Source organism: Paenibacillus sp. FSL M7-0896 (genome assembly GCF_037975415.1).
GTDB lineage: Bacteria > Bacillota > Bacilli > Paenibacillales > Paenibacillaceae > Paenibacillus_AQ > Paenibacillus_AQ silagei.
Genome location: NZ_CP150250.1, coordinates 4,374,073 through 4,399,240 on the forward strand (window position 1 = coordinate 4,374,073; position 25,168 = coordinate 4,399,240).

At 53.9% G+C, this 25,168-nt stretch carries 17 protein-coding genes; all 17 read right to left on the minus strand.

The window, feature by feature from the left end; translation table 11 throughout:
- Nucleotides 1-129: 129 nt before the first annotated feature.
- A complete protein-coding gene (gene mglC / locus MKY12_RS18885) occupies nt 130-1,137 on the minus strand; it encodes a galactose/methyl galactoside ABC transporter permease MglC (protein ID WP_209869871.1) in 1,008 nt (335 codons plus the stop codon).
- 109 nt (nt 1,138-1,246) lie between these two features.
- Entirely contained in the window at nt 1,247-2,758 is a 1,512-nt protein-coding gene (locus MKY12_RS18890; RefSeq protein WP_339310333.1) for a sugar ABC transporter ATP-binding protein, read from the minus strand.
- A 161-nt stretch (nt 2,759-2,919) separates the two neighbouring features.
- Nucleotides 2,920-3,990, minus strand: a complete 1,071-nt coding sequence (locus tag MKY12_RS18895; protein ID WP_339310335.1) for a galactose ABC transporter substrate-binding protein — start codon at nt 3,988-3,990, stop codon at nt 2,920-2,922.
- Between the two features lie 356 nt (nt 3,991-4,346).
- Nucleotides 4,347-5,369 (minus strand): substrate-binding domain-containing protein, encoded by a 1,023-nt coding sequence (locus MKY12_RS18900; protein ID WP_339310336.1) that lies wholly within the window; start codon nt 5,367-5,369, stop codon nt 4,347-4,349.
- Nucleotides 5,366-7,192 (minus strand): sensor histidine kinase, encoded by a 1,827-nt coding sequence (locus MKY12_RS18905; RefSeq protein WP_339310337.1) that lies wholly within the window; start codon nt 7,190-7,192, stop codon nt 5,366-5,368. The genes MKY12_RS18900 and MKY12_RS18905 overlap by 4 nt, the downstream gene beginning before the upstream one ends.
- Nucleotides 7,193-7,194: 2 nt before the next feature.
- The gene (locus MKY12_RS18910; protein WP_339310339.1) at nt 7,195-8,844 is read right to left on the minus strand and encodes a response regulator; all 1,650 of its coding nucleotides are present in this window, start codon (nt 8,842-8,844) and stop codon (nt 7,195-7,197) included.
- An 810-nt stretch (nt 8,845-9,654) separates the two neighbouring features.
- Nucleotides 9,655-10,119, minus strand: coding sequence for a GNAT family N-acetyltransferase (locus MKY12_RS18915; protein ID WP_076079220.1), 465 nt, complete (start codon nt 10,117-10,119; stop codon nt 9,655-9,657).
- The gene (purT, locus tag MKY12_RS18920) at nt 10,109-11,299 is read right to left on the minus strand and encodes a formate-dependent phosphoribosylglycinamide formyltransferase (RefSeq protein ID WP_339314906.1); all 1,191 of its coding nucleotides are present in this window, start codon (nt 11,297-11,299) and stop codon (nt 10,109-10,111) included. Before purT ends, MKY12_RS18915 begins: the two co-directional genes overlap by 11 nt.
- Before the next feature lie 683 nt (nt 11,300-11,982).
- Entirely contained in the window at nt 11,983-13,806 is a 1,824-nt protein-coding gene (locus tag MKY12_RS18925; RefSeq protein ID WP_339314908.1) for a dynamin family protein, read from the minus strand.
- 115 nt (nt 13,807-13,921) lie between these two features.
- Complete coding sequence (locus MKY12_RS18930; protein WP_339310340.1) at nt 13,922-15,643, minus strand: dynamin family protein; 1,722 nt, start codon at nt 15,641-15,643, stop codon at nt 13,922-13,924.
- A 701-nt stretch (nt 15,644-16,344) separates the two neighbouring features.
- Nucleotides 16,345-16,611, minus strand: a complete 267-nt coding sequence (locus MKY12_RS18935) for a hypothetical protein (protein WP_036697991.1) — start codon at nt 16,609-16,611, stop codon at nt 16,345-16,347.
- Nucleotides 16,612-16,613: 2 nt separating this feature from the next.
- Nucleotides 16,614-17,321 (minus strand): endonuclease III, encoded by a 708-nt coding sequence (gene nth / locus MKY12_RS18940; RefSeq protein ID WP_036697993.1) that lies wholly within the window; start codon nt 17,319-17,321, stop codon nt 16,614-16,616.
- A gap of 212 nt (nt 17,322-17,533) precedes the next feature.
- A complete protein-coding gene (locus tag MKY12_RS18945) occupies nt 17,534-20,290 on the minus strand; it encodes an S-layer homology domain-containing protein (RefSeq protein WP_339310341.1) in 2,757 nt (918 codons plus the stop codon).
- A gap of 83 nt (nt 20,291-20,373) precedes the next feature.
- Nucleotides 20,374-21,033: a GerMN domain-containing protein gene (locus MKY12_RS18950; protein WP_339310343.1), complete on the minus strand. Its 660-nt coding sequence runs from the start codon at nt 21,031-21,033 to the stop codon at nt 20,374-20,376.
- 105 nt (nt 21,034-21,138) lie between these two features.
- A complete protein-coding gene (locus MKY12_RS18955) occupies nt 21,139-22,578 on the minus strand; it encodes an N-acetylmuramoyl-L-alanine amidase family protein (protein ID WP_036727191.1) in 1,440 nt (479 codons plus the stop codon).
- Nucleotides 22,579-22,777: 199 nt separating this feature from the next.
- Nucleotides 22,778-24,355 carry an N-acetylmuramoyl-L-alanine amidase gene (locus tag MKY12_RS18960; protein WP_209869898.1) on the minus strand — a complete coding sequence of 526 codons (1,578 nt, stop codon included), beginning with the start codon at nt 24,353-24,355 and terminating at the stop codon, nt 22,778-22,780.
- Nucleotides 24,356-24,546: 191 nt separating this feature from the next.
- The gene (gene leuD, locus MKY12_RS18965; RefSeq protein ID WP_209869901.1) at nt 24,547-25,149 is read right to left on the minus strand and encodes a 3-isopropylmalate dehydratase small subunit; all 603 of its coding nucleotides are present in this window, start codon (nt 25,147-25,149) and stop codon (nt 24,547-24,549) included.
- Nucleotides 25,150-25,168 lie beyond the last annotated feature (19 nt).

The window sequence follows — 25,168 nt, forward strand, 5'->3', positions numbered from 1 at the left end:
GATCATACCTTCCACCCAAGATGCTCAGTTCAGTTCAAATTATATGAACACTTGAATTCAATAACTTAGGAGCGACAGCGGCCGGAAGTCCAAACTCCCCGCAGATACGACTAATCACCGAACCCCAAGCTATTTTTTCGACGAATATTTCCGCATATCAAACGATACCGCAGCGATGATGATCAGGCCTTTGATGATCAGCTGGTAGTAAGGGCTGATGCCGATGAAGGTCAGGCCGTAGTTGATCAGGGTGAAGATGATAACGCCGACCAGGACGCCTGGTACGGTACCAATTCCGCCGGTGGTGGATACGCCGCCGACGACGCAGGCTGCGATGGCGTCAAGCTCGTACATGTTCCCGTAGTTGTTGGTAGCGCCGCCTGTTCTTGCAGCTTCAAGCACACCGGCCAGACCGTACAGGGCACCAGCTATGGCGTAGATGTAGATCAGGTTCTTGGAGACGTTGATCCCGGATACCTTGGCTGCCTGCATGTTGCCGCCGATGGCGTACATGTTCTTACCCAGCTTGGTTTTGTTGAACAGCACCCAGACTATGGCTGCAACTCCGAGGGCTATAAGTACGATGTACGGGATGGAATATTGGCCGCTGCCGATGAAGCCGGAGCCGATGTTGGTGAAGTCAGGACGCAGACCGCCGATCGGCTGGGACTGGTTAGGGTCCATATCGAAGTACAGGGAGTTCAGACCGTATACGATCAGCATCGTGCCCAGAGTGGCGATAAACGGCGGAACGTTCAGCTTGGAGACGATAATCCCGTTGACGAGCCCGCAGAGCAGACCGGCCACAATGGCGATCAGAATCGGCAGCCAGACCTGCACCTGTGGCAGATCGGGGAAGAAGCGGCGGGAGTAGTCGGGAATCTGCAGCATGGAAGCTGAGATGACAGCAGTGAAGCCGACCACCCGGCCTGCCGACAAGTCGGTCCCGGCGGTGATCAGGATAAAGGCTACCCCGAGTGCAATAATAACGCGTGTGGAGGACTGGATCAGTACATCCCGCAAGGTGTTGATCGACATGAAGCTTGGCTCGTATATGATGATCCCCATAATCAGCAGGATCAGTACGATGTAGATTGCGTTTTGAGTCACGAAGGACTGCGCTCTTTTAATAGTCATAATTGTGTTCCTCCTTAATTGTTACGCGAAGTTTAAGCATTCGTTGCTGAGCTTCTTCAGCCTTGCATCTGCCCTATGGTCTTCGCCGTCCTGTGAGTGCAGCTCCTGATTAATGCTGAGCAGCGAGTCGCATTACTTCGGTTTCTGTAGCCTGCGCACCTTCTAATATCCCAGTAAGCCGTCCTTCGGACATCACCATGACACGGTCAGACATCCCCAGCAGCTCAGGCATTTCCGAGGAGATCATGATGATACTCTTCCCCTGCTTCGCCAGATCGGCAATGATCGTATAGATCTCGAACTTCGCACCGACGTCAATCCCGCGTGTCGGCTCATCGAGCAGCAGCACTTCAGGCTCAGTGAGCAGCCATCTGGCCAGCAGCACCTTCTGCTGATTCCCGCCGGAGAGATTCATAATCTGCGTCTTGGTCGTTGGCGTTTTGGTGCGCAGCTTTTCAATCATTTTATCGACTTCAACCTTCTTCTTGCGGCCGTTCAGCAGCAGATAAGGCGTCTTGTAGCGGTCAAGGTTCGCAATGGCGCCGTTCTCATGCACAGACAGCACCGGGAAAATCCCCGTCACGCGTCGCTCCTCGGTCAGCAGGGCCAGGCCGTGTTTTTTGGCATCCTGCGGAGAGTTAATCTTCACCTTCTTGCCGTCAATCGAGATGGAGCCGGATTTTACTGCACGCAGTCCAAACAGCGCTTCTATAACCTCGGTTCGCTGTGCGCCGACCAGACCGCCGACACCCAGAATCTCCCCGCGTCTCAATTCGAAAGACACATCCTTGAAGGATCTGGGCTCGGGTGAGGTCAGACCTTCTACCTTCATGAACACCTTGCCTGGAACATTAGTACGCTCCGGGAAACGGTTCGTCAGATCACGCCCGACCATCTTGGAGATAATCAGGTCCGTGGTCAGGTCGGCCGAGGGCCAGGTGCCGATCTTTTTACCATCACGCATAATCGTCACTTCATCGGAAATCTCCAGGATTTCTTCCATTTTGTGAGATATATAGATAATAGCTACGCCTCTTTTTTGCAGGTCCCGGATGATCCGGAACAGATGCTCCACTTCCACGCTGGTTAAGGACGAGGTTGGCTCATCCATGACAATCACGCGGGAGTGAAAAGAGACCGCCTTCGCAATTTCGATGGATTGGATCTTGGATACAGACAGCTTGCCCACCAGTGTTTCGGGATTCAGGTCGATATCCAGATCTTTGAATAAGCTTTCGGTGTCGGTGAACATTTTTTTGTGGTCAATGAACTGAAGCGGCCCGATGCCCTTGGTTGGAAAACGTCCCAGCCAGATGTTCTCCATCACGCTGCGGAAAGGTACAGGGTGCAGCTCCTGATGGATCATCGAGATGCCGTGCTTCAATGCTTCGCTCGAACTCGTGATGGAGGCCTTCTGGCCATCCAGGAAGATCTCACCGGCATCCGGTGAATAGATTCCAAAGAGACATTTCATCAGTGTGGACTTGCCTGCCCCGTTCTCGCCCATAAGTGCATGAACCGAGCCCGGACGAACCTTAATGCTGACTCCATCCAGCGCCTTCACGCCGGGAAATTCTTTGGTAATGCCGTTCATTTCCAGCAAAAATTCCGTATTTGCCATGTTGTTACGCCCCCTACGCTTTTTGTCTTTTTCCATGAGAGGCACAGCGGTTCCATCCTGCTCCCTACCCGTAAGGAATTCCGGAGAGCGCATTGCAGCGTCCTCCGGGACTGGTATCTATGATACGTATCTGTATCTGTAGCCTTACACCTGTTAACGGATTATTGCGCGTCTGCTACGTTGTCTTTGGTAATCTTTTTGTAGGAGATCCATACAAACTGGTTGTCTGTGATGTCGAAGCCTACGTTCTCTTTGGTTGGCGTTTCGCCTTTGGCCAGCAGAGCGGCCAGGGTGATCGCTGCTTTACCTTGGTTGTTGGCATCGTTCAGTACGGTACCGAGCATCGTTCCATCCTGCAAAGCCTGAACCGCAGGAGCTGTTGCATCCACGCCTACAACCGGCATGTATTTGTCGCCGCTGAAGTAGCCTTGAGCCTTCAGAGCTTCGATCGCGCCGAGTGCCATGTCATCGTTGTTGGCCAGTACGGCTTCAATCTTGTCGCCGTGGGAGCCGAGGAAGGCGGCCATTTTCTCCTGGCCTTTTACACGATCCCACATAGCGGTATCTTCGGCCAGCTTCTCTACCTTGATGCCTGCATCTTCGATTGCCTGGATGGAATATGTGGTGCGAAGTTCTGCATCCTGATGTCCCGGTTCGCCCTTCAGCATGACATACTGCAGCACGCCGTCGCCGTTCTTGTCCGCTTCAGGGTGCGCTTTCCAGTAGTCCACGATCAGCTGGCCGGACATGGTGCCGGACTCTTCAGCCTTCGCTCCTACATAGTAGACCTTATCCCATTTCTTCATATCTTCCGGCAGCGGCTCACGGTTCAAGAAGACCACCGGAATGTTCGCTGTCTTGGCTTTGTCAATGATGACGCCCGCAGCGGTGCGGTCTACCGGGTTGATCAGCATGCCGTTATATTTCTTGGTGATGAACAGATCCACCTTATCGTTCTGTGTAGGCTGGGAATTCTGACTGTCTACGATATCAACAGTGGCAATGCCCTTGGCAGCAGCATCGATGGCGTTGCGGACACCCGTCATGAACGTGTCGTCGAATTTGTAGATCGCTACGCCGACCTTCGGAGTCTCAGCCGAGCCCGAATTCGCCGTGTTAGGCGCAGTTCCTGTGTTAGCAGCGTCAGCCGCCTTGTTATTGTTGCCGCCGCAGCCTGCGAGAGCAGCACCCAGCAATGCACTTGCAAGTAGAACGGAAGTGATTTTTTTCATGTCTAATTGACCTCCTGAGGATATTTCTTTATTTGGGATGATCCCGGTGTGTCCCGGGTACATCCTTATTATGCCCTACGTGAAAACGGTTGCGAATATAAAATCCTACTCATTTCCATGAAAATTCTACTATCAATATCCATTGAACTAATGGTTTTTGGGATTAACCGTGACTCCAGAGAAGTTTTGGACTTCCGGCCGCTGTTGTCTCCAGATTTCTTGATTTATCCCGTTTTTAACGGTTGAAATCCGCAGACAAAGGCGGTCGCTACCGCTCCTCCAGTTCCAAAATTCCCCTCCGCCACTTTTCCTTTAACTTAAGTTTTTGTTCAATCTATATAGATCTTAAATTTCTGCTACCGGACAAACGGGAACAGCAGCTTCTGATTCTCAGGCCACAGCATATTTTCCAGATCGATGAGCTTGGTGCCGGTGTCCACACGTTCGGGAATATCCATGCCTTCGAGCGCCTCCACGGCATATTTTACCGCCAGATACCCGTTGCTGAACGGATTTTGAATGACGGTCGCCTGCACCGTGCCATCCTGAAGCGACTCCATCATGGAGGGCGAGCTGTCAAAAGCAATCATTTTCACACTATCCCTCTTAAGACCCTGAATCACCCTGGCCGCGCCTTGTGAAGCAATTTCATTCAGGGTGGCAATACCGCGCAGATTGGGATACTTGTTCAGCATCTCCCGGGTCAGATTTTCGGCGTCGGAGGTGCTGGAGGAGGTGTAGGCGATCTGTACGACCTTAACGTTAGGAAAGCGGGCGGCATAATTCAAAAAACCCTTTTCCCGCTCATCTGCATCCCGCGCACCATAGTCGATGCTGCCAGTCTTGCCGGAGTCCGGGGTAAGCGACGAATTGGTGAAGTTAATAATCCCGATCTCGCCATAGCCCTGGAGCAGCTGAATCAGCCGCTCGGCGGACTTCTGTCCGGCTTCGTAGCCGTTCGCCCCCACGTAAGTCCGAACCTTGGCCGAGCCAACCTCCGCATCGACGGAGATCACCGGAATTCTGGAATACGCCGCCTGGTCCACGACCTGCGCCAGTCCCATATAGCTGCTGGCCGCGAGTATAATCACATCCGCTTTCTCCTGGATGGAATCCTCCACCATGACGACCTGCTCCTCAATATCACTCTCCGAATCCGGCGCCTTGAACGTCAGATTGACATTGAATTCCTTCGCCGCAGCCTCTGCTCCGAGCTTCAGGGTGTTCCAGTAATCCCCTTTGTTCATCTTGACAATCAGGTGGATATTCCGCGTCTTGCTGGTGCTGATATAGGCTGGCGAGGCATTGAAACAAGAGGACACAGAGATCCACAGCACTCCGCACAGCAGCACGGTGAGCCATACACGCAGGCTTTTCACAGGTTCGTCTCCTCCTTCTGCTCATCCATAGCCTCTCCCGCCGGGCGGGCCGGGAACACAATCGTAACAACCGTCCCCTCTTCCAGCTCACTCTGAAAAGCAAGCCCGTACTCCCGCCCGTAATACAGGCCGATCCGTTCGTGCACATTCCGGACACCGACCCCTGATCCGCTGGTGCTTTTGACGCTTCCGCTTAGAATGCCGTTCACCGTCTCCTTGGACATCCCGAGGCCGTTGTCGCTGACCCTGATGATAATTAGCCCGTCCTGAAGCCCGGCGGTGATCGAGATCAGCCCCTCGTCCGGCATCATTTCGATCCCGTGATAGAGCGCATTCTCCACGATAGGCTGCAGAATCAGCTTAATCGTCTGGCACTCTAGGACCTCTTCCTGCGCCGTAATCTCATAACGGAATTTATTCCTGAAGCGGAAGCTCTGAATCACCAGGTAATGGCGGATATGGTCCAGCTCTTCCTGGATGGTGATAATATTCTTGCCTTTGCTGAGGCTGATGCGGAAGAATCTGGAGAGCGACTGGATCATGGTGACGACTTCATCCGTTTTGCCGCGTTCTGCCAGCCGGATGACCGAATTCAGCGTATTGTACAGAAAATGCGGGTTGATCTGCGATTGCAGCACCTCAAGCTCACCCTTGCGCTTCGTCTCCTGCTCATAAATGATCTGCTCCATCAGCTGACGGATACGTTGGAGCATCATGTTAAAGCGTCTCGACAGCTGCTCTACCTCATAGGCTCCGCTAACGTTAATCGGCGTATTCAGATCCCCTTCCGCCACCTGCTTCACGGTACGCTCCAGCTTGCGGATCGGGCTGGCAATCAGCCAGGACAGGAAGACCGACACCGCAATCACGCAGACCAGAACAACACCAAGAAACCACGCCAGGAACTGATTCAGATCCCGCTTGGTGGTGACAATCTCATCGTAATAGGCGACCCCGACAATCTTCCAGCCGGTCTGCGCCAGCGTGCGTACGGTAATAAAGCGCTTCTCCCCGGTCGATTCGTCCAGATAGCTGCGGTAGGCGTATTCCAGCACCGGCTCCACATTCTCATACTTCAGCCCGGCGTAGATGAGCTGCTGCTGCGGGTGGTAGACGATATTGCCGAGCGGGTCAAGGATGTAGGCATAGCCTCTTTTGCCCAGCTTAACCTGCTTACTAAGTTCGTCAATCGTTCTGAAGTTGAAGTCCAGCAGCAGCACACCGGTTCTCAGCTCCCCGTTCTCCCTGTATTGAATCAGCTTGGAGATGGAGACCACCCACGTATACCTGCCCTTGAACAAATTCTGAATATGCGGTGCGGAATAGGAGATCTCCGAGGTACGCTTGGCTGTGGTGAACCAGCTCTGGCTCTCCAGCCCCGTGTTCATACGCATCGTCTGCCCCGGCGTCCCTACCACATACTGCCCCTGCGGGGTAAAAACAGCCACAGACACCAGATCCTCGCGGCTGCTCATCAGTGTATCCATCCGTTCATAGAGCAGCGGGGAATCGATGGAGGGCGTAGAGGTAATCTGCTTCTCGGCGGTAGCAAAAATACTGCCCATCCCCTTCACATACAGCTCCAGGTTATAGTTCACCTGCTCGATGATCTGCTGCATGTTGAGATTGGCATTCTCCTCCGCCGTGTTGGCGAACTTGCCGTACAGCATCACACTTACAATCACGGCCACTGCCGCAGTCACCGCCATGAACGTCAGCATGATGATCAGCTGGATACTCCGCAGCTTCGAGGACAGGCGCAGCCTGCCGCTCTTGCGGGACCCCGGCCGCAGCGGGAAAAAATAACCCCTCGGCTTGTTCATGGCTATTCTCCCCGCGCGCTGTTCTTATACTCTTTGGGGGATTGTCCGTATTTCTTGCGGAAGCAGAAGCTGAAATAGTTCGGGTCGGCAAAACCGATCCGCTCGGCGATCTCGAACGCCTTCAGCTCGGTGGAACGCAGCAGCTCCTTGGCGGCCTCCAGCCGGATCTGCAGCAGATAGCTGACGAAGGTCATCTTCATTTCTTTTTTGAAAATGCTGCTGAAATAGCCTGTGCTGATATGCAGATGCTGGCATACCCTGCCGATGGATATATCGGATTCTTCATAGTGGCTGCGGATATATTCCTTAGCCTGGTCAATGAGCTGCTTGTAGCTCGACTGGCGCTCCGAAGCGATGGAATCCATCAGCCGGCTGCATACGGTAATAATCCACTGCCGGGCTTCTTCCAGGTTGTTGAATTTGTTCATATCGCTAAGCGAGGTCAGGCCGGGTCCGATAAAATCATTCGTTCCGCTCCCGGATTCCTTCGCCACCCGCAGAATGGAGGTGATGATCTCCAGCAGGAAGATCTGATAATCCTGCGCCGAGACCTGCTCCGTATCCAGTCCCCGGAACAGCTCGTCCACGACCTCGCGCAGCTCCTGGACGGTGCCCAGCTTGATCGTACGGATCAGCGACTGCTGGGTCAGCTCATCATAGTCCAGCATCCGGCTGGACCGCGATTCCACATCCTCAATCCAGATGACCCGGTTGTTGCCGAGGATCAGCCGGTAATCAAGCGCTTGCAGCGCATCCCCGAAGGAATGGAACAGCATGGACGGTGTCTTGCAGACGGTTCCGGCCCCGGCGGTTACGGTAAACTTCAGGAAGCGCTGCACATTCTGGCAGATCTCTTCGAGAATGGCGAAGGTTCTGGCGGTAATGTCACTCTCCTCCGGGCTCTGGCTGACCGAGAGCAGCACAACATCATCCCGGTGGATAAATACCTTGCCGAAGCCATGCTTCTGGCAGATCTCCTCCGCGATGTTCAGCACAGCATAGAGCTGGAGATTACGGTCGCCGGTATCCCGCAGGGACACGGGCCGCTGAGCTTGAACGGCGGAAGAATGGTCCGGGCGGATATAATCGATGCTGATCACGGAGGACTGGAAGCATTCTCCGGTGAGGGGGATGCCGTACTCTGTGCTTTTCTCGGCGATCTCTGCGGAGCGCAGGCGGCGGGACACGAGGGTAGAGAGGAACTGCTCGCGCAGAACGGGCAGGCTCTTGCGGTAATGCTCGCTCAGCACGAACACATTTTCCTTCTCGGCGATCTCGGTCTCGATCGTGGCGCGAACCTTCAGCAGAACATCAATCAGCTCCTGGGACGAGAAGGGCTTCAGGATATATTCATCAATCTGCAGCTTAATCGCCTTCTGGGCGTATTCGAATTCATCATAGCCGGTCAGAATGATAATCTTCGTATTCGGATGGCGGCTGCGTATCCATTCTGCAAGCTGCAGGCCATTCATGAAGGGCATCTGAATATCAGTAACGACCACATCCGGCAGCAGCCGGTCGATCGCATCCGCCGCCTCCCGCCCGTTCTCAGCCTGCTCAACGACCTCGAAGCCGTACTGCTCCCAGTCAATCTGGGCGATAATGCCTTCTCTTACATCTTCCTCGTCTTCGGCGAGTATTAATTTGTACATGCTTCATCCCTCTTCGGCATAGAATATGGAGGTTCACAGAACTATAATAGCTGATTCAAATGGCCCGATCTATGGTTATATAGACAGGGCTGCGGATCACGTGGGGGGCACTATAGTGACAGAGATAGTGACTGATTTTGTGACAGCTACAGTGACTGTTATTGTGACAACTGTAGTGAATAGGAGCAATTTACTATATAGCGTGGCCTGATATAACGCAAGCGGAAATTATGTACATAGGTTAGAGGCATTTAAGATTAGGGACACTCAAGATTAGAACTCAAAGCTTAGTCGTCGCTGCGGTGAACATTTGGCCCTCCCGCCGCTGCCCAGTTTGGATTTCTTGATTTTAACCGCTACTCGCGGTAGAAATCCAAACGCAGCTTTTCTTACGATGCGAGCTTTCCTTCGTAAAGCTTTCAGGCGGACGCTATCGCTCCTCCAGTTCCTAATTTCCCCTCCGCTTCTTTAAGTGCTAATTTATATAAACAATAAGTGGATTTTGTATACTTAATTTGATTATTTTAACCATTTAGTCTATTTTAAGTGGATAATTTACATTTATTTCTGCGTATTTACTCATAATGCGGGGATTATGGACGATTAGATGTACTTTTTCCAACTGCTAGTTTGGACACGGGAATTTCGGGCGAAATAGATGCTCTTTTTCCACTAAATTCCGGGGGTAGCCTCGGGGAGAAGGCGGAGCGGGGAGCATTTCCGACAAGCTGCGGCGGGGTTGGCGCGCTATCTCCAAAAAAAACCATCCCGATTACGCCGGGATGGGGATGTTCGGTTACACGTATAGGATTATAGCAGGGCTTTGTTGAAGCGGTAGCCTGTTGTCTTTTCAAAACCGATATGGCGGTAAAACGCATGTGCAGGTGCACGTTCAACGCGGTTGCCGCTCCGCAGGAACAGCTGGCAGCAGCCCTGATGGCGTGCCCATTCTTCCGCTGCAGCTACGAGTCTTTTGCCAAGGCCTTGTCCTCTAAGCTCCTCTGCTACGATCAGCGCGGTAATCTCCGTAATACAATCGGCATGCTTGTAGTAGGACTTCACCTGCCGTAAACCGATCATTCCCACAACTTCGTTATTGAGCTCTGCGACGAGTGTGCAGTGGAACGGATCATGCTCCATGCCTTCCATTCTCTCTTTCATCACGCTAAGCGTTGTCGGATAGCCGAATTCACGCAAAAGGGCTGTCACTCTCTCCAGATCATTCATGCCGCATTTGCGAATTTGCAGTACCTGCTCCTGAGTACTACTGTTCATCCTTGTATACCTCCACTTGTAGCTTAGACGCAGCCTGCTTGGCCGTCATCCGCGCGATTTCAATATCTTCCGCTGAACTGAGTGTTACTGCCATCCGCCGTCCCGGGCGGATCTCCGGCTTGCCAAATATCCGGACCTGCGTGCGGGGAAGGGCCAGCGCCTCTTCAATCCCGGTCACCACAAAAGCTTGTCCGGCTCCATCAGTCTTCAGGGTGGCCGAAGCTCCCGGTGTCAACAAACGTACCGCTTCCAGCGGAAATCCAAGAATGGCTCTGACATGCAGAGCAAATTCCGACAAATCCTGCGTAATCATTGTAACCATACCTGTGTCATGCGGCCGGGGGGACACTTCACTGAACAGAACCCCATCCGCGGTGAGGAATAATTCTACTCCAAAAATTCCATAACCGCCAAGCTGATCGGTAACCTTCCGGGCGATGGCCTCAGCCTCTTCCAGCTGCGCCCCGCTCATCTGATGCGGTTGCCAGGACTCTACATAATCGCCATCCTGCTGAATGTGGCCGATCGGCGGACAGAATACGGTTCCGCTAACCGAGCGGACGGTAAGCAGTGTGATCTCGCTCTCAAACGTAACAAAAGCCTCTACGATGACGCGTGTTCCCTTCGCACGAGCGCCTTCGAGCGCCGTATTCCAGCAGCCTTCCGCATCCTCAGGTGTTCTGCACACGCTCTGGCCTTTGCCGGAAGAGCTCATGATCGGCTTAATGACACAGGGCGTTCCCAGCTCCGACACTGCCTGGCGTAGTTCGTCCAGACTGTCAGCAAACCGGTAGGCTGCTGTAGGTAGGCCCAGCTCTTCTGCCGCCAGACGGCGGATGCCTTCGCGGTCCATGGTCAGCCGTGCAGCACGGGCAGTAGGAACAACCAGGAATCCTTCTTCCTCCAGCTCCACCAGCGCTCCGGTAGCAATGGCTTCAATCTCCGGTACAATCAAATCGGGCTTCTCTGCACGGATAAGCTGCTTCAGTACCTCTGCATCCAGCATGTCCAGTACATAAGAGCGGTGGGCGACGCCCATCGCGGGTGCCGCTTCATAACGATCCACAGCTACGGTCTCTACGCCAAGGCGCTGAGCTTCGATAATGACTTCCTTACCCAGTTCACCGCTGCCGAGCAGCAGCAGCTTTTTACTCCGGGCTGATAAAGGAGCTCCCCACATTGTCGACTCCAACCTCTTTTCGCAAATTTGTCTGCTGACTTCTCTGTTTCTGTAAAATGTCGCAGTTTGATTGTAAATTTTCAGTCTTCTTTATTTTCATCCATCATCCACCAGATTGCAAGCATTCTTCGACATTTTCCTACAAACTTCACAGATGGCTGTTCAACAGACTTGTGAAAACGGTTTTACTGTCCCTTTTAGGGGGCAGCACCATTTCATTGAGAAATACAAGGATATGTTATCAAGTGCATGGAACAAATTCATCCTAACGGATGAATGGGATTACCTGCGCTCCGGCAAAATGTATGCTGTTTTTCACATACATTCGGGCCACGCGCCTGCGTGCGAGCACAATGTATGCTGTTTTTCACATACATTTGAGCCACGCGCCTGCTTGAGAGCACAATGTATGCTGTTTTTCACATACATTTGGGCCACGCGTCTGCTTAAGAGCACAATGTATGCTGTTTTTCACATACATTCGGGCCACGCGCCTGCGTACGAGCACAATGTATGCTGTTTTTCACATACATTCCGCCTTTAGGTGAAGTCAGATACACTGCTGCTCCTCACGGCGAGTCTTCAGCCACATTCAGCCACAAAGTCACTCTACGCATCATTCAAAAACTCCCAACCACAAATTTACGCACACCTTGGCCACAACAGGAGGAAACTATAGTTTCTTATACAACGACGAAAGCCTGCTCCTGAAGCCGTAATTCTTCGGCGATCCGGCCCCAATGCTGCGCACCATCACCCCCTTTCAGCAGCGCCGACATGGCTGCCTCCTGTTCGGACAGGCCTTCACGCAGCTGATCTGCAGCCTGGGATAAGGCGGCTGCTGCTGCATCGGTATAGAATGTCAACAGAGAGTCCTCCTGTCCTTGCGCCGCCGCAGCCACCGCTTCTTTGAACCACGGCTCGGCAGCCGCGCGGATCTCTGCCCGGCCCGGCCCCTCAAAGAAGTGGCGCGGAGATTTGAAGCGGCTCCACAGTCCGGCCCAGTCCAGCGGAGCCAGTACGCAGTCCAGCTTCGCGGGTGCCGGCCAGCGCTCATCCGGATTATCCAGCAGCTGAAGCTCCTGATCCGGTATTGACAGCTCTGCTGCAGCCGCTGTAGCCGCCTGGGTCACAAATCTGCGCCCTGCCGACTCCAGCCGCAGGGTCGTTGCCCACAGCTCCTGCTCCAGTTCACGCAGAATACTGCGCTCCAGCTCCCGCCCGCAGGCGATGAAGATGTCCTTCAGGTTCCCTCCGTCTTCCCGGAGAATGGAGGGATGGAAGGACTCCTGGAAGGAACGCCCGAAGGAAAAGGCAATCCGCTGCCGGACATGATAGAGCAGCTCCGCACCTTCACGGCGCAGGTCCCGGAGCGGCCGGTCTTCCTTAGCAAGTGCGGCCAGCCGCAGATTCGCCGCTTCCCGGCGCTGCCGGAACCGCTTCATTCCTTCCTCCTGCTGGTCTGCCTCCATCAGCGCAAGGCGTTGCCATTCTTCCGCGCGCCCACGCACCGAGCTTAGGCTGTCCCTGGCTGCTGCCAGAGACAGTCCCGGCAGTTCATCACCGGCGAACGCGGAGAGTGCGGCTTCAAAGCTGCCGAATCCCGAGGCCTCGTAGGCTTCCGCCGCTCCGCTTGACTTACCCTCCAGCGCAAGCAGGCTGGACACGCTGTAGATCCGCGGCGAGGTCAAGCCTCCGGCCCGCAGATTTTGCGCCACATGCTGCTTCACCTCTTCAAGCTCCGCCTCGTCCGCTGCGAGGTCTGCGGCGTTGATGATGAAGAACATCTTGTCGAGCGCGAAGCTGTCTTTGATTCTACCCAGCTGGGCAAGCAGGCTGCGGTCAGCCTTGGAAAAGGCGTGGTTATAATAAGTCACGAAGCAGATGGCATCGGCGTTCTTCATGTAGCCGAAAGTTACACCAGTGTGCCGGGCATGTAAGGAATCCGCACCCGGCGTGTCCACTAGTACAATACCGCTCCGTGTCAGCGGACTGTCATAATACAGATCCGTGCTCTGCACGAAGCAGGCGCGCTTCTCGTCTGCGACCAGGCTGCGGTATTCCGCCAGACTGACCGTCCGCTCTGTTCCGAGCAGCGGACGGGACTCCTCCCATCCGGCGGCAGCTGCCCGCAGGAAGCCGGCATGCGGCAGCGCGGACGGATGGAGCCCGCCGGTATGCAGCCGGGTCACGGCTGCGGTCCACGAGTCGTGCTGCGGCGTCGGCAGTTGCAGCACGCTGAAGGAATGGAGGATGTCCTCCCAGACCTCCTCCGCCCGCTTCATGGTGATGGCCGCCGTCCCGTGGGCGAAGCCGCCCTCCGGCGCCAGAATCCGCCCGACGGCAGCCGTTGCCGGATGCGGCGACACGGGCAGCACCTCTTCGCCCAGCAGGGCGTTGGCGAAGGAGGATTTGCCGGCGCTGAACGCTCCGAACAGCGCCATCGTGAAGCGGCCGCCGGCGAGATCCTCTGCCCGCGCCGCCAGGCTGCGCGCAGCCGAGGCCATGGCCGGCTCGCTCCGCAGCACCCCGGCCGCCGCGTGCAGCGCCGCAGCGGCCTGCGTCAGCCGGCGGCGCCCGCCCGCCGGCGTTGCCGTACCCGCCGCCCAGGCCGGGGCGGCGTTAGGGCTTGCCGCCGCTGCCACGCGCGGCGGCGGTTCCGGGCTGGCGGCGCTGAGCGCGCCAGCCGTCGGGGCGGCACCCCCGGCAGCGCGCCGGGGGTGAGGGGCGGCGCGGCGGCAGCAGCGCCGCAAGGGCGTCCGCGCGGGCGGCAGCCGCGCGGTCCAGGGCGGCCAGCGCGGCGTGGGCCGCAGCCTGCCGCCGCAGGGTAGCTTCGCGGCGCGCAAGCTCCGCGCGCCGCTCCTCCACAAGCGGCGGCAGCGCAGCCAGCAGCGGCTCGCCGAAGGCCAGGACCGCGCGGCGGAACTGCGCCTTAACCTCTGCCGCAAGCGTGCGGCAGAAATTAAGCAGCGCCTCGCCCGAAGCCCCGGTTCCCGGCTTCACCTGATCCGCCAGCCACTGCTGGCTCACCGCCGGGAAGGCCTGCTTCAGCAGAGGCTCCGCCTCCTCCTGCCACAGCTCCAGGCCTTCCGCCCATTCGCGCACGAGCTGGAGAGTGTGCCACTCCAGCTGGGCAGTGATCTCTCTCTGCTGAAGGCTGTGCCAGTGCAGCAGCCGCGCTCCCTGCTCCTTCTCCCGCTTCGCAGCGGTGAAGAACAGGCCGCGCCGGAAGCCTGGCTGGAGGCTCTCGATGTATGCGCCCGCCGCGTCCCGCAGATCAGCCGGCATCAGATTCGTGTTGCCGAGCAAGGCGTCCAGCCTGCTGCGCAGCTCAAGCCGCGCCTCTTCAGGCAGCTCCTCCAGCGATGCTTCCTCCTGCATCGTTGCCCGGATCTCTGCTTCCACAGCTTCCGCCGCTGAACCGCCTGTCTCTTCCAGCAGCGCCGCCCGCTCCTCCTCCTGCTGCTCACGATAATCCACCAGAACAGCATCCGAAGTATGATGCATGGAGCGGGACAAGCTGTACTCCAGCAGCTCCTGCCGCTGCTCCAGCAGACCGGAGATCACCGCCAGCAGATCTTTCCACTGATTCAGCGGATGCTCCTCCACCTTAAGCGAAGTGAACAACAGTCCCGCAGAATGAATCCCCCATTCCCGGAAAGCGCTTTCTACTTGCTGCCGGTATTCCACCAGCGGAATTTCCTGCTCCCTGTGCTTGTCGATCTGATTAATGATCAGGTACAGCGGCTTGCCCCAGTCGCTAAGGCTTTTGGCAAACGCCAGATTATTCTCCGACTGCACATGATTGTAATCCATCACGTAGAACACGGCATCCGCCAGATGCAGCGCCGAGCGGGTCGCCGCCTGATGCCCCTCATCTGTCGAATCTACGCCGGGAGTATCCATCAGCACCCCGTGATTCCCAAGCACCGGGACATCCTCCCACACCTCTATCGCTGAATATTCAGTCCCCTGGCGGCAGTAATCCTGAAGCCGGTCAGGCGTAGTCTGGATTACCCCGGGATTCCCTCCGGTGCTTCCGTCCACCGGATGAAGCAGCACCTGCGGCGCTCCGCTGCGGATCGATACAATATTGGCGCTGGTTGGAACCGGACCCGAAGGCAGCACGGCCTTACCGCAGAGCTTGTTAATCATGCTCGACTTCCCCGCCGAGAAATGTCCGCAGAATGCGAGTGTCAGCTCATCCGCCTGCTCTTTGACCTTTAGATCCGCTACGATCTGCGCACTCTTCTGTTCTCCCCATTGCCTCAGCCGCTCCTCAAGCAGCCTAAGCGCTGATGACCCCGCTGTAACCTGCTTCACTCTTTCCCGTTCTGCTCCCACAACATCCCCGCCTCCGCTGCGATCTATAGCTTCTTTCATTATTATTACATTTGTATGATTTATCTCACTGCAAGAATAGAACAATTATATTTTATCATCAGATCGTCACAAATCAAATGTCCACATTTACAAAATCAGCTATAAACCTTCACGAAAAACAAGATTTCGCAAATGGCATTCTAATCCTGCCCGCAAATCCTACTTCAATGGGTTCGGAACAACATCATCCTAACGGATGAATAAGATTTACTTCGCGCGAACACAATGTATGCTGTTTTTCACATACATTTGCTCCGTCCACCCCGTAGTTGCACAATGTATACTGTTTTTCACATACATTTGCTCCGCTCACCCCCGTAGTTGCACAATATATGTTATTTTCCACATACATTCGGCCCACACGCCCGCACATCAGCAATTGTATGCTGTTTTTCACATACATTCGGACCGCTCCCCCCGCTCCTGCACAATGTATTAAATTTTTTAAGAAGTACTGGGTTTTCACATACATTTGGTCATAAGCCGCTGTACCAGCCAATTATATTCGGTTTTAAGCATACCTTGAGCCTTCAATCATAATTCAGCATCAAAGTCATTCTACGAACCAATTAAAGAAAGTTTCCTATTCAACAAAAAAAAGAGGCTGCCCCGGCAGCCAATGCATGGCTATGGGACAACCTCTCTAATAAACTCCAACCGAATTAAGCTGTTTCCAGCACGGGAAGCAGGATTTCAAAGACTTTGCCGTGCTGCAGAATGGTCAGGCCACGGGATTTGTCTTTCATTACGACAACCTCTGGCTTCGCGGACATACGCTCCAGGTAGAACTCAGGCACATCGCCGGAATGGCTGATTGTGATGCCTTCCACTTCCTGCTCTTCGTTCTCTTCCATCGGGCTATCCACAACGCGGTCAAAAATATCAGAGAACGCTTCAAAATTATCAGTATATACAGAAATGCACTTCATCTCTATCCCATCCTCTTCTTCTCTAATTCTTGGTTAGCTTTCGTATGATCCTTAGCTTTCCTGATTACAGCAGTTTTCATACGTTTTTTGCCCTCCCGGCATACATCCAGCAGCGGGCAGATCTGGCACCCGGGATTCTGAGCCTTACAGTGATATCGCCCGAAAAAGATCAGCCGGTGGTGCGTCAGCGTCCATTCGTCACGCGGCACCGCCTTCATCAGCTTCTTCTCCACTTCCAGCACGGAATCTTTCCAGCCCGCAAGTGCGAGCCGTTTGGCTACCCGTTCCACATGAGTATCCACGGCAATCGCCGGAACGCCAAACGCATTGGAGACGACCACATTGGCAGTCTTGCGTCCGACACCAGGCAGGGTTACCAGCAAATCATGGGCCTGCGGCACTTCACCCCCGTACTGCTCAATCAGGATTGCGCAGAGGTTCTGAATATGCTTGGCCTTGTTGCGGAATAGACCAATCCGCCGGATATCCAGCTCCAGCTCTTCCAGCGGCACTGAGATATAGTCGATCGGAGCCTTGTACTTCTGAAACAGGTCCTCGGTCACCTTGTTCACTGTTGCATCCGTACATTGAGCTGAGAGCAGCACGGCTATAGTAAGCTCAAAAGCGTTGCTGTGATTCAGCTCACAATGTGCATCAGGGAACATGCCTCCGATAGTGTCCAGGATGTGGCGGACCTCTGCAGCTTTCATAGCGTCCCCTCCACGGAGCAGGTATGACTGCAAGTTCTCTTACAGCATATCTTCTCAAATCTGAAGAAATATAAGCAAAGATACATTATATCGTATACTTTCATAGCGTTCAAGCGAACACCCTGCTGCCCTTATATTTCAAAAAAAACGCCTTGATCCAAGGCAAAACCAAGGATCAAGACGGTGTTTCACACGGAAAATCACCAAAACGATTATTGTTTCACAATTTCTACAACCTTGCCGTTGTTGAAATACATTATAATATTATCATTTTCTTTGAGAGATTGCACGGATAAAGTCGTGTCACCTTGATGAATATATACATTTGGGGCAAGACCAAACGTATAATTCTCAGTCAGCGTGGCGCGTTTGGTCAATATTTCATTCGTTGCGCTCTCATAACGGGCGAACGTCCGGTTCAACTGACTGAACACGGAGATGATCACTACACCGCTGGCATCCTTACGCACCAATACCCGGTCTGCTGTGGTAAGTCCGCTTAGAGCGTTCGTTGCAACACCGTCCCGGAGGATTCTCACCCCGCTGCCCGCAGTGAAAGGCTGGGAGGCTCCCGTATAATCCTTCACGGTGAACGTACCTGCTGCGGCATCCACTGCCGTTACCTGTCCGGCAACCTGTTTAACCGTCTGCAGGGACAGCGGTGTGGAACCGTCGAAGCTGAGATTCACGAAATCTCCGGCCTTCAGCTCAGTCAGCGCGATCTTCTGGCCTGCTTCGTTGGTAAGCGGCACATTCGCCAGGTTCAGCTCGCTGCTGTTGCTGCCATCCTCAAGCTTCACGGTCATTTTATTAGTGCCCGCATTGATGGTAGCAATCTCGAACTGGGACGACCCGTTCACACGCAGCACAGAGATGAGCTCCTGATTGCTGGCAAGCACTGCCGTTACCGGCACATTGAGCGGAACATCGGTGATGACTGCCCCGCTTTTGCCAAACATTTCAATGGCCTGCGGATAAGACATCGTCAGCAATTGTCCGTTGCCCAGCTTGAACACAATCGTTCTGGCCGAAGTATTGATAGCCGTCAGGGTGCCGGAATATTTGGTCGTCAAATCAACAGACATTGCACGCTCATTAATGGAGGTCACATCAATCTTGCGGTTCTCCACCAGTCTGGACCCCATCGTGGTCAGCGAAGTGGTAAGCAGTCCGCCGTACGACATCTTTGTTTTCTCATCCATTTTGACCACATGAGCCTTGCCGTTATTGTCCGTGAAGGTCAGGTACTGGGTCTTAGTGTTATAATCCACAACGGTAGCAGCCGTGTACTGTTCAATCTGACGGCTCAGCACCTCAATCTTGGTCACCTGATCATTGCTGTTCAGCGTAAGCTGCACATTGTCTCCGCCTGTTTTGTCAGCAATCAGGTCAGCCATCACCGGACTTACGGCGTTCGGAATCACAATGGCCGGATTAGTAGCAAGAAGATTAACCTCACGGGTGCCATCGCTCTTCTGATAGACAATCGTTGAATCTGTCAGCTCATAGATGAAGCCCTTCACTATGCGTTCCACTCCCGAGGTTACTTCCACGGAACGGATCGCATTATCCTTGATGGTATACGAGACAGCAGCACCGGCTTTCAGCTCTGCGGGCTGAATAATAGAGCTCTGGGAGCTGAACAGCGTAGTCCCTTCTTCCCATTTGAAGGTTTCAACTGTGCCGTCGGCATTCTTGAATGTAATGCTCTTGGCAGCAGTGTCAACGCTTTGAACCGTGCCTTTAGCCGTCTTGTTCACAATACCTGAAGTGACCTGCACCTTCACAACCTTGCGGGAACCGGTGAAGGTTTCACGCAGCAGCGTAAGCTTGCTGCCGGCGGTAATCGAAGCAGGCTGAATAACGGCTCCATTCACATCCAGGAAAGCCGTGCCTGAATCGTAGGGATACTGATCATATCCGTTCGCGGAATCGACCCAGATGATACCCGGCGTATGCTTGGTGAATACACCTTCCGCCTGCTCAACCTGAACTGCCGGGTCTGTCAGCTCTACATATGCTGCGCTATAAGTAGCTCCAATTACAGTTACTTTCGTATAGGGCTGGATCTCGTTCAATGTGATGCGATTCTCGGAGGTACTGGTGTAGTAGGCGGTATTGGCATTCAGAGTGAATTCCAGCGTATTGCCGTTAGTGTACAATCCCAGCTTGCCGTCTTTGAGAGCACTTATTGTTCCTTTGAACGTATTGTCGTATTCCAGGCTATTATGCGCTTCAGCACGGCTGAAGAAGGTAGCCAGCTGTGCACGGGTCACAGCGCCTTGCGGATCGAAGCGGTTGCCGGTTAGCCCGTTAGCCAGTCCCAGCTCCACCGCTGTGTTAATATAGCCGCGTTTGTTCGCGGACACTTTGGCATCATCAGCAAAGCCTGTCGGCCGGCCCGCAGCCGCAGAAGCGGATGCACTCTGGCCAAGCGCACGGATCAGCAGCTCAGCGACCCATTCACGGCTGGCCTTTCGCTCGCCCCACGAGCTTTTTAGATTATCTGCAGCCATCTCCGTGGTCTTATCCAGCAGTCCTTGCTGGAAGGCCAGGATTACATATGGCTTATAATAGTTCGTAACAAGGAAATCATTAGGCAGCGCAACTTCGGTACTGGTGTTCACATTTCCCTGCAGCTTCATGAAGCGTAGCGCCATCAGCACCGCTTCCTGCTGGGTCACAGAATCGCCAGGACGGAACAGGCCGTTATTGCCGACCACAATTCCCTGGGTTGCCAGCTTATAGATATGCTTTTCGGCCCAGAAGCCCGTCTTGACATCACTGAAGATCCCTGAACCAGTTGCAGCCGTCTGCGAAGTCGCTGCAGCAACGGTTGCTCCGGTTGAAGCGTTGTCGGCAAAGGCAGCGCCTGCCCCGCCAAGCACCATCGCACCGGCCAGAACGGCAGATACCGCTTTTACAGAATAAGATTGAACCGTACGCTTTAATCGTTTTGGACCGGACAATTCGATATTCCCCTCTCTATGGCTTATCTGGATTTCTATGTTGTTAATTTCGTTAGCCATCCGGCTTATTCCTGCCAAATAGCCTACAATCCGTTGTTCTCGCGGGTGATGGGATGCACAAGATCCACATGCCCCATCAGACTCTCCACCTGTTCTCCGTCTACTAGCACATCGATATTCTTCACTTCATCGAACTGGAAGAACATCTTGGACAATGCGTCGATCGCCAGAGCCTCGCCGCCTGCGCCAAGCTGTGCCTCATCCGGCTTATGAATATCCATCACAATCTGTCCATTGGAGAACTCAAGTGATTTCAGTTCAATCTTGTTCCACAGCGGAATCTGGTCAGCATTATCGCTCTTCTGGAGTGTTTTGAAGGCTTCCTTATATTTCTCCTCCGCATTCTTGAAGGTGATGGAGACATCAACAGGAACCAAGTCGTTCTGTTGCAGGTCTGTATAATACGTCTTGATCTTAAGGCTCTGCTTCTCAGGCACTGACGGTGCCTCCGTAGCCGCCGGAGTGACCGTTGCTGCAGGCTCAGGCGTGCTTGTAGCTGCCGGTGTGGCAGCGGGACTAGCGGTACTGTCATTCCCGGCATTGTTTCCTTCAGCGCCGCTGGATACCGAGGTTGAATCCTGACCGGACGCATCGGCCGGTGCAGCAGTAGGTTTGTCGCCGCAGCCCGAAATTACGAGAAGCAGCAGCGCAGCGATCCCTGCATATGTCAATTTCTTGTTCATTTGATTAACCCCCTCAGATGAATATGGGCAGGAGGGACCGCAAAGTCCTTTTGACCGCAATATAGGGTCTTTATCCGACTCTGCGGCCCCTGCTGCCGCCTGTTGTTATTGAATCCCGAGATACTCTTTAATTCCGCTGACCATCGATGCGGCTACATTGTTCTGCAATGCTTCAGTGAACAGCAGAGCCTCGTCTTTCTTATTGCTGAGATAGCCCACCTCAAGCAGTACCGCAGGCATCTTCGTCTCGCGTATCACATGGAAGTTGCCGTAACGCACTCCCCTGTTGCTAAGCCCGGTCGCCTGCACAAGATACTTGTGCATCACATTGGCCAGAGCCTTGCTCGCGTCCCGCTGATAGTAGGTCTCCGTTCCGCTCGCAGCCGCTGATCCGCTGCTGTTGGCATGAACGGATATGAACAAATCTGCACCGAGGTTATTGGCGATTGCCGCCCTTTCCTTCAGTTCCAGGAAGGTATCATCGCTGCGCGTCAGCACCACGTCAATCTTGTTCTCCTGCCTTAGCAGCGCAGCCGCCTTCAGAATCACAGCCAGGTTGAAATTCTTCTCATATTTGCCGGTAACGCCTACAGCCCCTGAATCCTTCGCGCCATGTCCGGCATCGAGCACAACCAGCTTACGCCCGCTGTTGCCGGGCTGCGTTGAAGTGTCGCCTGGAGCCTGTGCGTTCAAATCAATGACAATGAGCTTGGAGGAATCTCCCGATACCTCTACGCTATAATTTTTGGGGGTATTAAGATCAATTACAAATCGGACAGTATAAGGATTAGTGCTATACAGCGAATAGCGGATACCGGAGACATCCGGATAATCCGTAACTGTCAGGTTCCCGTTCAGGTCAGGATCAAGTATTTGTCCTGTTCCGAATATATCCGAGAACGTGGCATTCGGCAGATCGACGATGATTCGGTCCGGTCCGCTGATCTTAGAGACCTTAGGCTCGGCATTGCCGTCTATGGCAATCGTGAACCGGTTCTCATTGAAGCTGATGCCGTTGATCATGCTCAGGCTGCTTGAGGGTTCTCCCGGCGGCACTACAACCGTCCCTCCGTCCCCATTACTTTGTTCCGGGTCAATGTTAGGCTCGGAAACCGGCGGGGTAATAAGATCTACAACCTTCTTCGTGTTATCCCATTTGACCGTAAGTCCGAACTGCTCACCAATGAACCGGATCGGTACGAGCGTCGTGCCGTTCCGCAGGAGAGGGGCCGTTGACATAATTACCGTCTTGCCATCGACGGATGCCGCAGTCTGATCCACGATCAGCTGAATGGCCTTTCCCTGCTGTTCAATCTTGATGGTCTTGCTTGTCTGATTCCAATCCACCTTGTATCCAAGGTTCTCAGCGATCATTCTTAGCGGCACCATGATGGAGTTATTTACATTTTCCACCGGAACGTCTTGTCCTGCATTCAGTTCCTGGCCATCCAGGAAGATCTTGTTCTGGCCAGCAGCGGCTTGTCCATGCCCTGGCAGCACCACAACAAAGAGCAGCAGCAACAGCATAAAAGCAAATTTCTTCATTCTTCACCTCTAAGACTCTAGTATTCCGCCCCCAATCGAGCGTTCTTGATGGCATGCCAACTGACAACCTTCGACATAGTGTAGACGCCTTTAGAACTTAAAAGTTGCGAATAAATCCCAACCAAAGTGGAAATGTCTGTGTATTCCCTATAGTTAAAAGGTATGTAGTGCGGTTTCAGACAACTCCGCTTATGCAGTGTTACAAACCAAGATATTCCTTAATTCCAGCTACGATTTCGCGGGCCAGATTATTCTGCAGCTGTTCACTATACAGGCCTGCTTCATCCCCAGCATTGGTCAGATACCCCGCCTCCAGCAGAATCGCAGGCATCCGGGTCTCCCGGGTGACATGCAGACTCTTCGAGCGGACGCCGTTGTCTTTGAAGCCGGTTCCCGCTACCAGATGCTTTTGCATAATCTCGGCAAGCGGCAGGCTCTCACTGCGGCTATAGTACGTCTCACTTCCGTTAACTTTGCTCCGGTTAGGATAGGATACATCCAGTGAATTCGCATGAAGGGATACGAACAACGTAGCATTCGCCGCTTGGGCAATCTTCACACGATCCTGAAGACCCAATGTAATATCCGATGTACGGGTGTAGACGACATCAGCCCAGCCTTCCTGCGTCAGAATAGCTCCGGCTTTCAGGATGACCGCGAGATTGAAGGTCTTTTCCAGCTTGCCTGTAAGGCTAACCGCACCCGATTGCTTTCCCCCGTGTCCGGCATCAAGCGCAATAACCGGTCTTCCGGTGAATCCCGGATTCACGGGTGCCCCCGTTTCGCTGCCCGTTACATTCAGATCGATTGTGACTAGTCCTGTACTCTCATCTGTACTTACCTGATAATTCTGGTAGCCCGTAGTCTGGATTACGAACCTGACCGTCGGGGGATTCGTACTGAATAATGCATAACGTATTTCAGTTACAAGCGGGTAGCCGCTCACATCCAGCTTGCCCTGCGGACTTCCTCCAGTAGATACGCCCGGGAAGCTCCCGCTGAAATCAGGGGCAAATGCCGCTCCGGCAAAATCCACTACGATCCGGTCGGGTCCGGTAACTCTCGTAACCGTAGCCTTGGCTCCTCCGGCAGCGGCTACAATCAGCCGGTTCTCGCTAAATACCGCCCCTTTCACTACAGGGGATGTAGCTGGCGGAGTCGGAGCAACTATAACACTTCCGTCCAATTCCTCCAGAGTCTCTGTGCCGCTCTGAGGCGGAGTGGTTGGTGACGGGGACTGAACTGCCCCTGGAGCCGCTTCGGTTGTTTCTGATGGAGCTGGGGTGGCTGACGGCAGCGGATCTGAAGCGACTGGCGCTGTCTCCGTTATTCCTCCGCTCAAGTACACCGTCTTATCCGTATTGTCCCACCCGACGCTAAGACCGAATTGCTCACTGACAAAGCGGATAGGCACCAGTACCGTCCCGCCGTTCTGCTTAGGCGCAGCATTGAGCGTTAGGTTCACTCCATCGGCTTGTGCGGTGGTACTGCCGACTGCAAGCTGTACGGATTTGCCGTCCTGCTGGACAGTTACCTTGCGGCTGCTCTGTTCCCACAGCACTTCGAAGCCCAGATTCTCCACCACTACACGGATCGGAATCATAACGCTTCCATTCACGTTCTCGAGGATTACCCCCTTAGGCAGTGCAAGCTCCTTGCTGTCCATCACGATCTTACCGGGGGTTGTTCCGGCTGCCGCAGCTTTGTGGCCGGCGAATGACAGGAGGAGCAGTGGCAGCAGCAGTAGAAGCAACACCCGTTGTCCGGCTTTCTTCATCCTTTCCTCTCCTTTGGTCCATTGATAGATTTGCAGATAAGATTAAGACGACAATAATCCCCAAAAGTTGCCTTCGCAGGCAATAATATCTCGATTATAGCAAAAAAACTTCTATTTCCGACACCCGGAAATAGAAGTTTTGTGTAAATACTAAGAATAAATATGCTTCAGCCGTTAACTTAACTTAGCTCTTAGGCAAAAAGCTTGGCTGCATGACGCTCTTCATAAGCAGCAATCTCATCGGCATGCTGAAGTGTCAGGCCGATATCATCCAGCCCCTGCAGCAGGAACTGGCGGCGGTGCTCATCCAGCTCAAAGGTGATGGCCAGACCATAATCATCACTCAGCTTGTTGTTCTCCAGATCCACTGTAAGCGTGTAGCCCTCATGCTCTGCCGTGCGGCTGAAGAGATCGTCTACTTGGGCCTCTGAGAGCTTGATCGGCAGAATGCCGTTCTTGAAGCAGTTGTTATAGAAAATGTCGGCATAGGATGGCGCTATGACCACTCTGAACCCGTAATCCATGATGGCCCAAGGCGCATGCTCCCGGGAGGAGCCGCAGCCGAAATTCGCGCGGGAAATCAGCACAGAGGCTCCCTCATAACGCGGTTTGTTCATCTCAAATGCCGGATTGTCATTCCCTGCTTCATCAAAACGCCATTCGTAGAATAGGAATTGGCCAAAGCCTGTGCGCTCGATCCGTTTCAGGAACTGCTTGGGGATAATCGCGTCCGTATCTACATTAACCCGGTCTACCGGGGCTACAATTCCTGTTAACTTCTTGAATTCTTCCATTGCTGAATCCTCCTGCTCT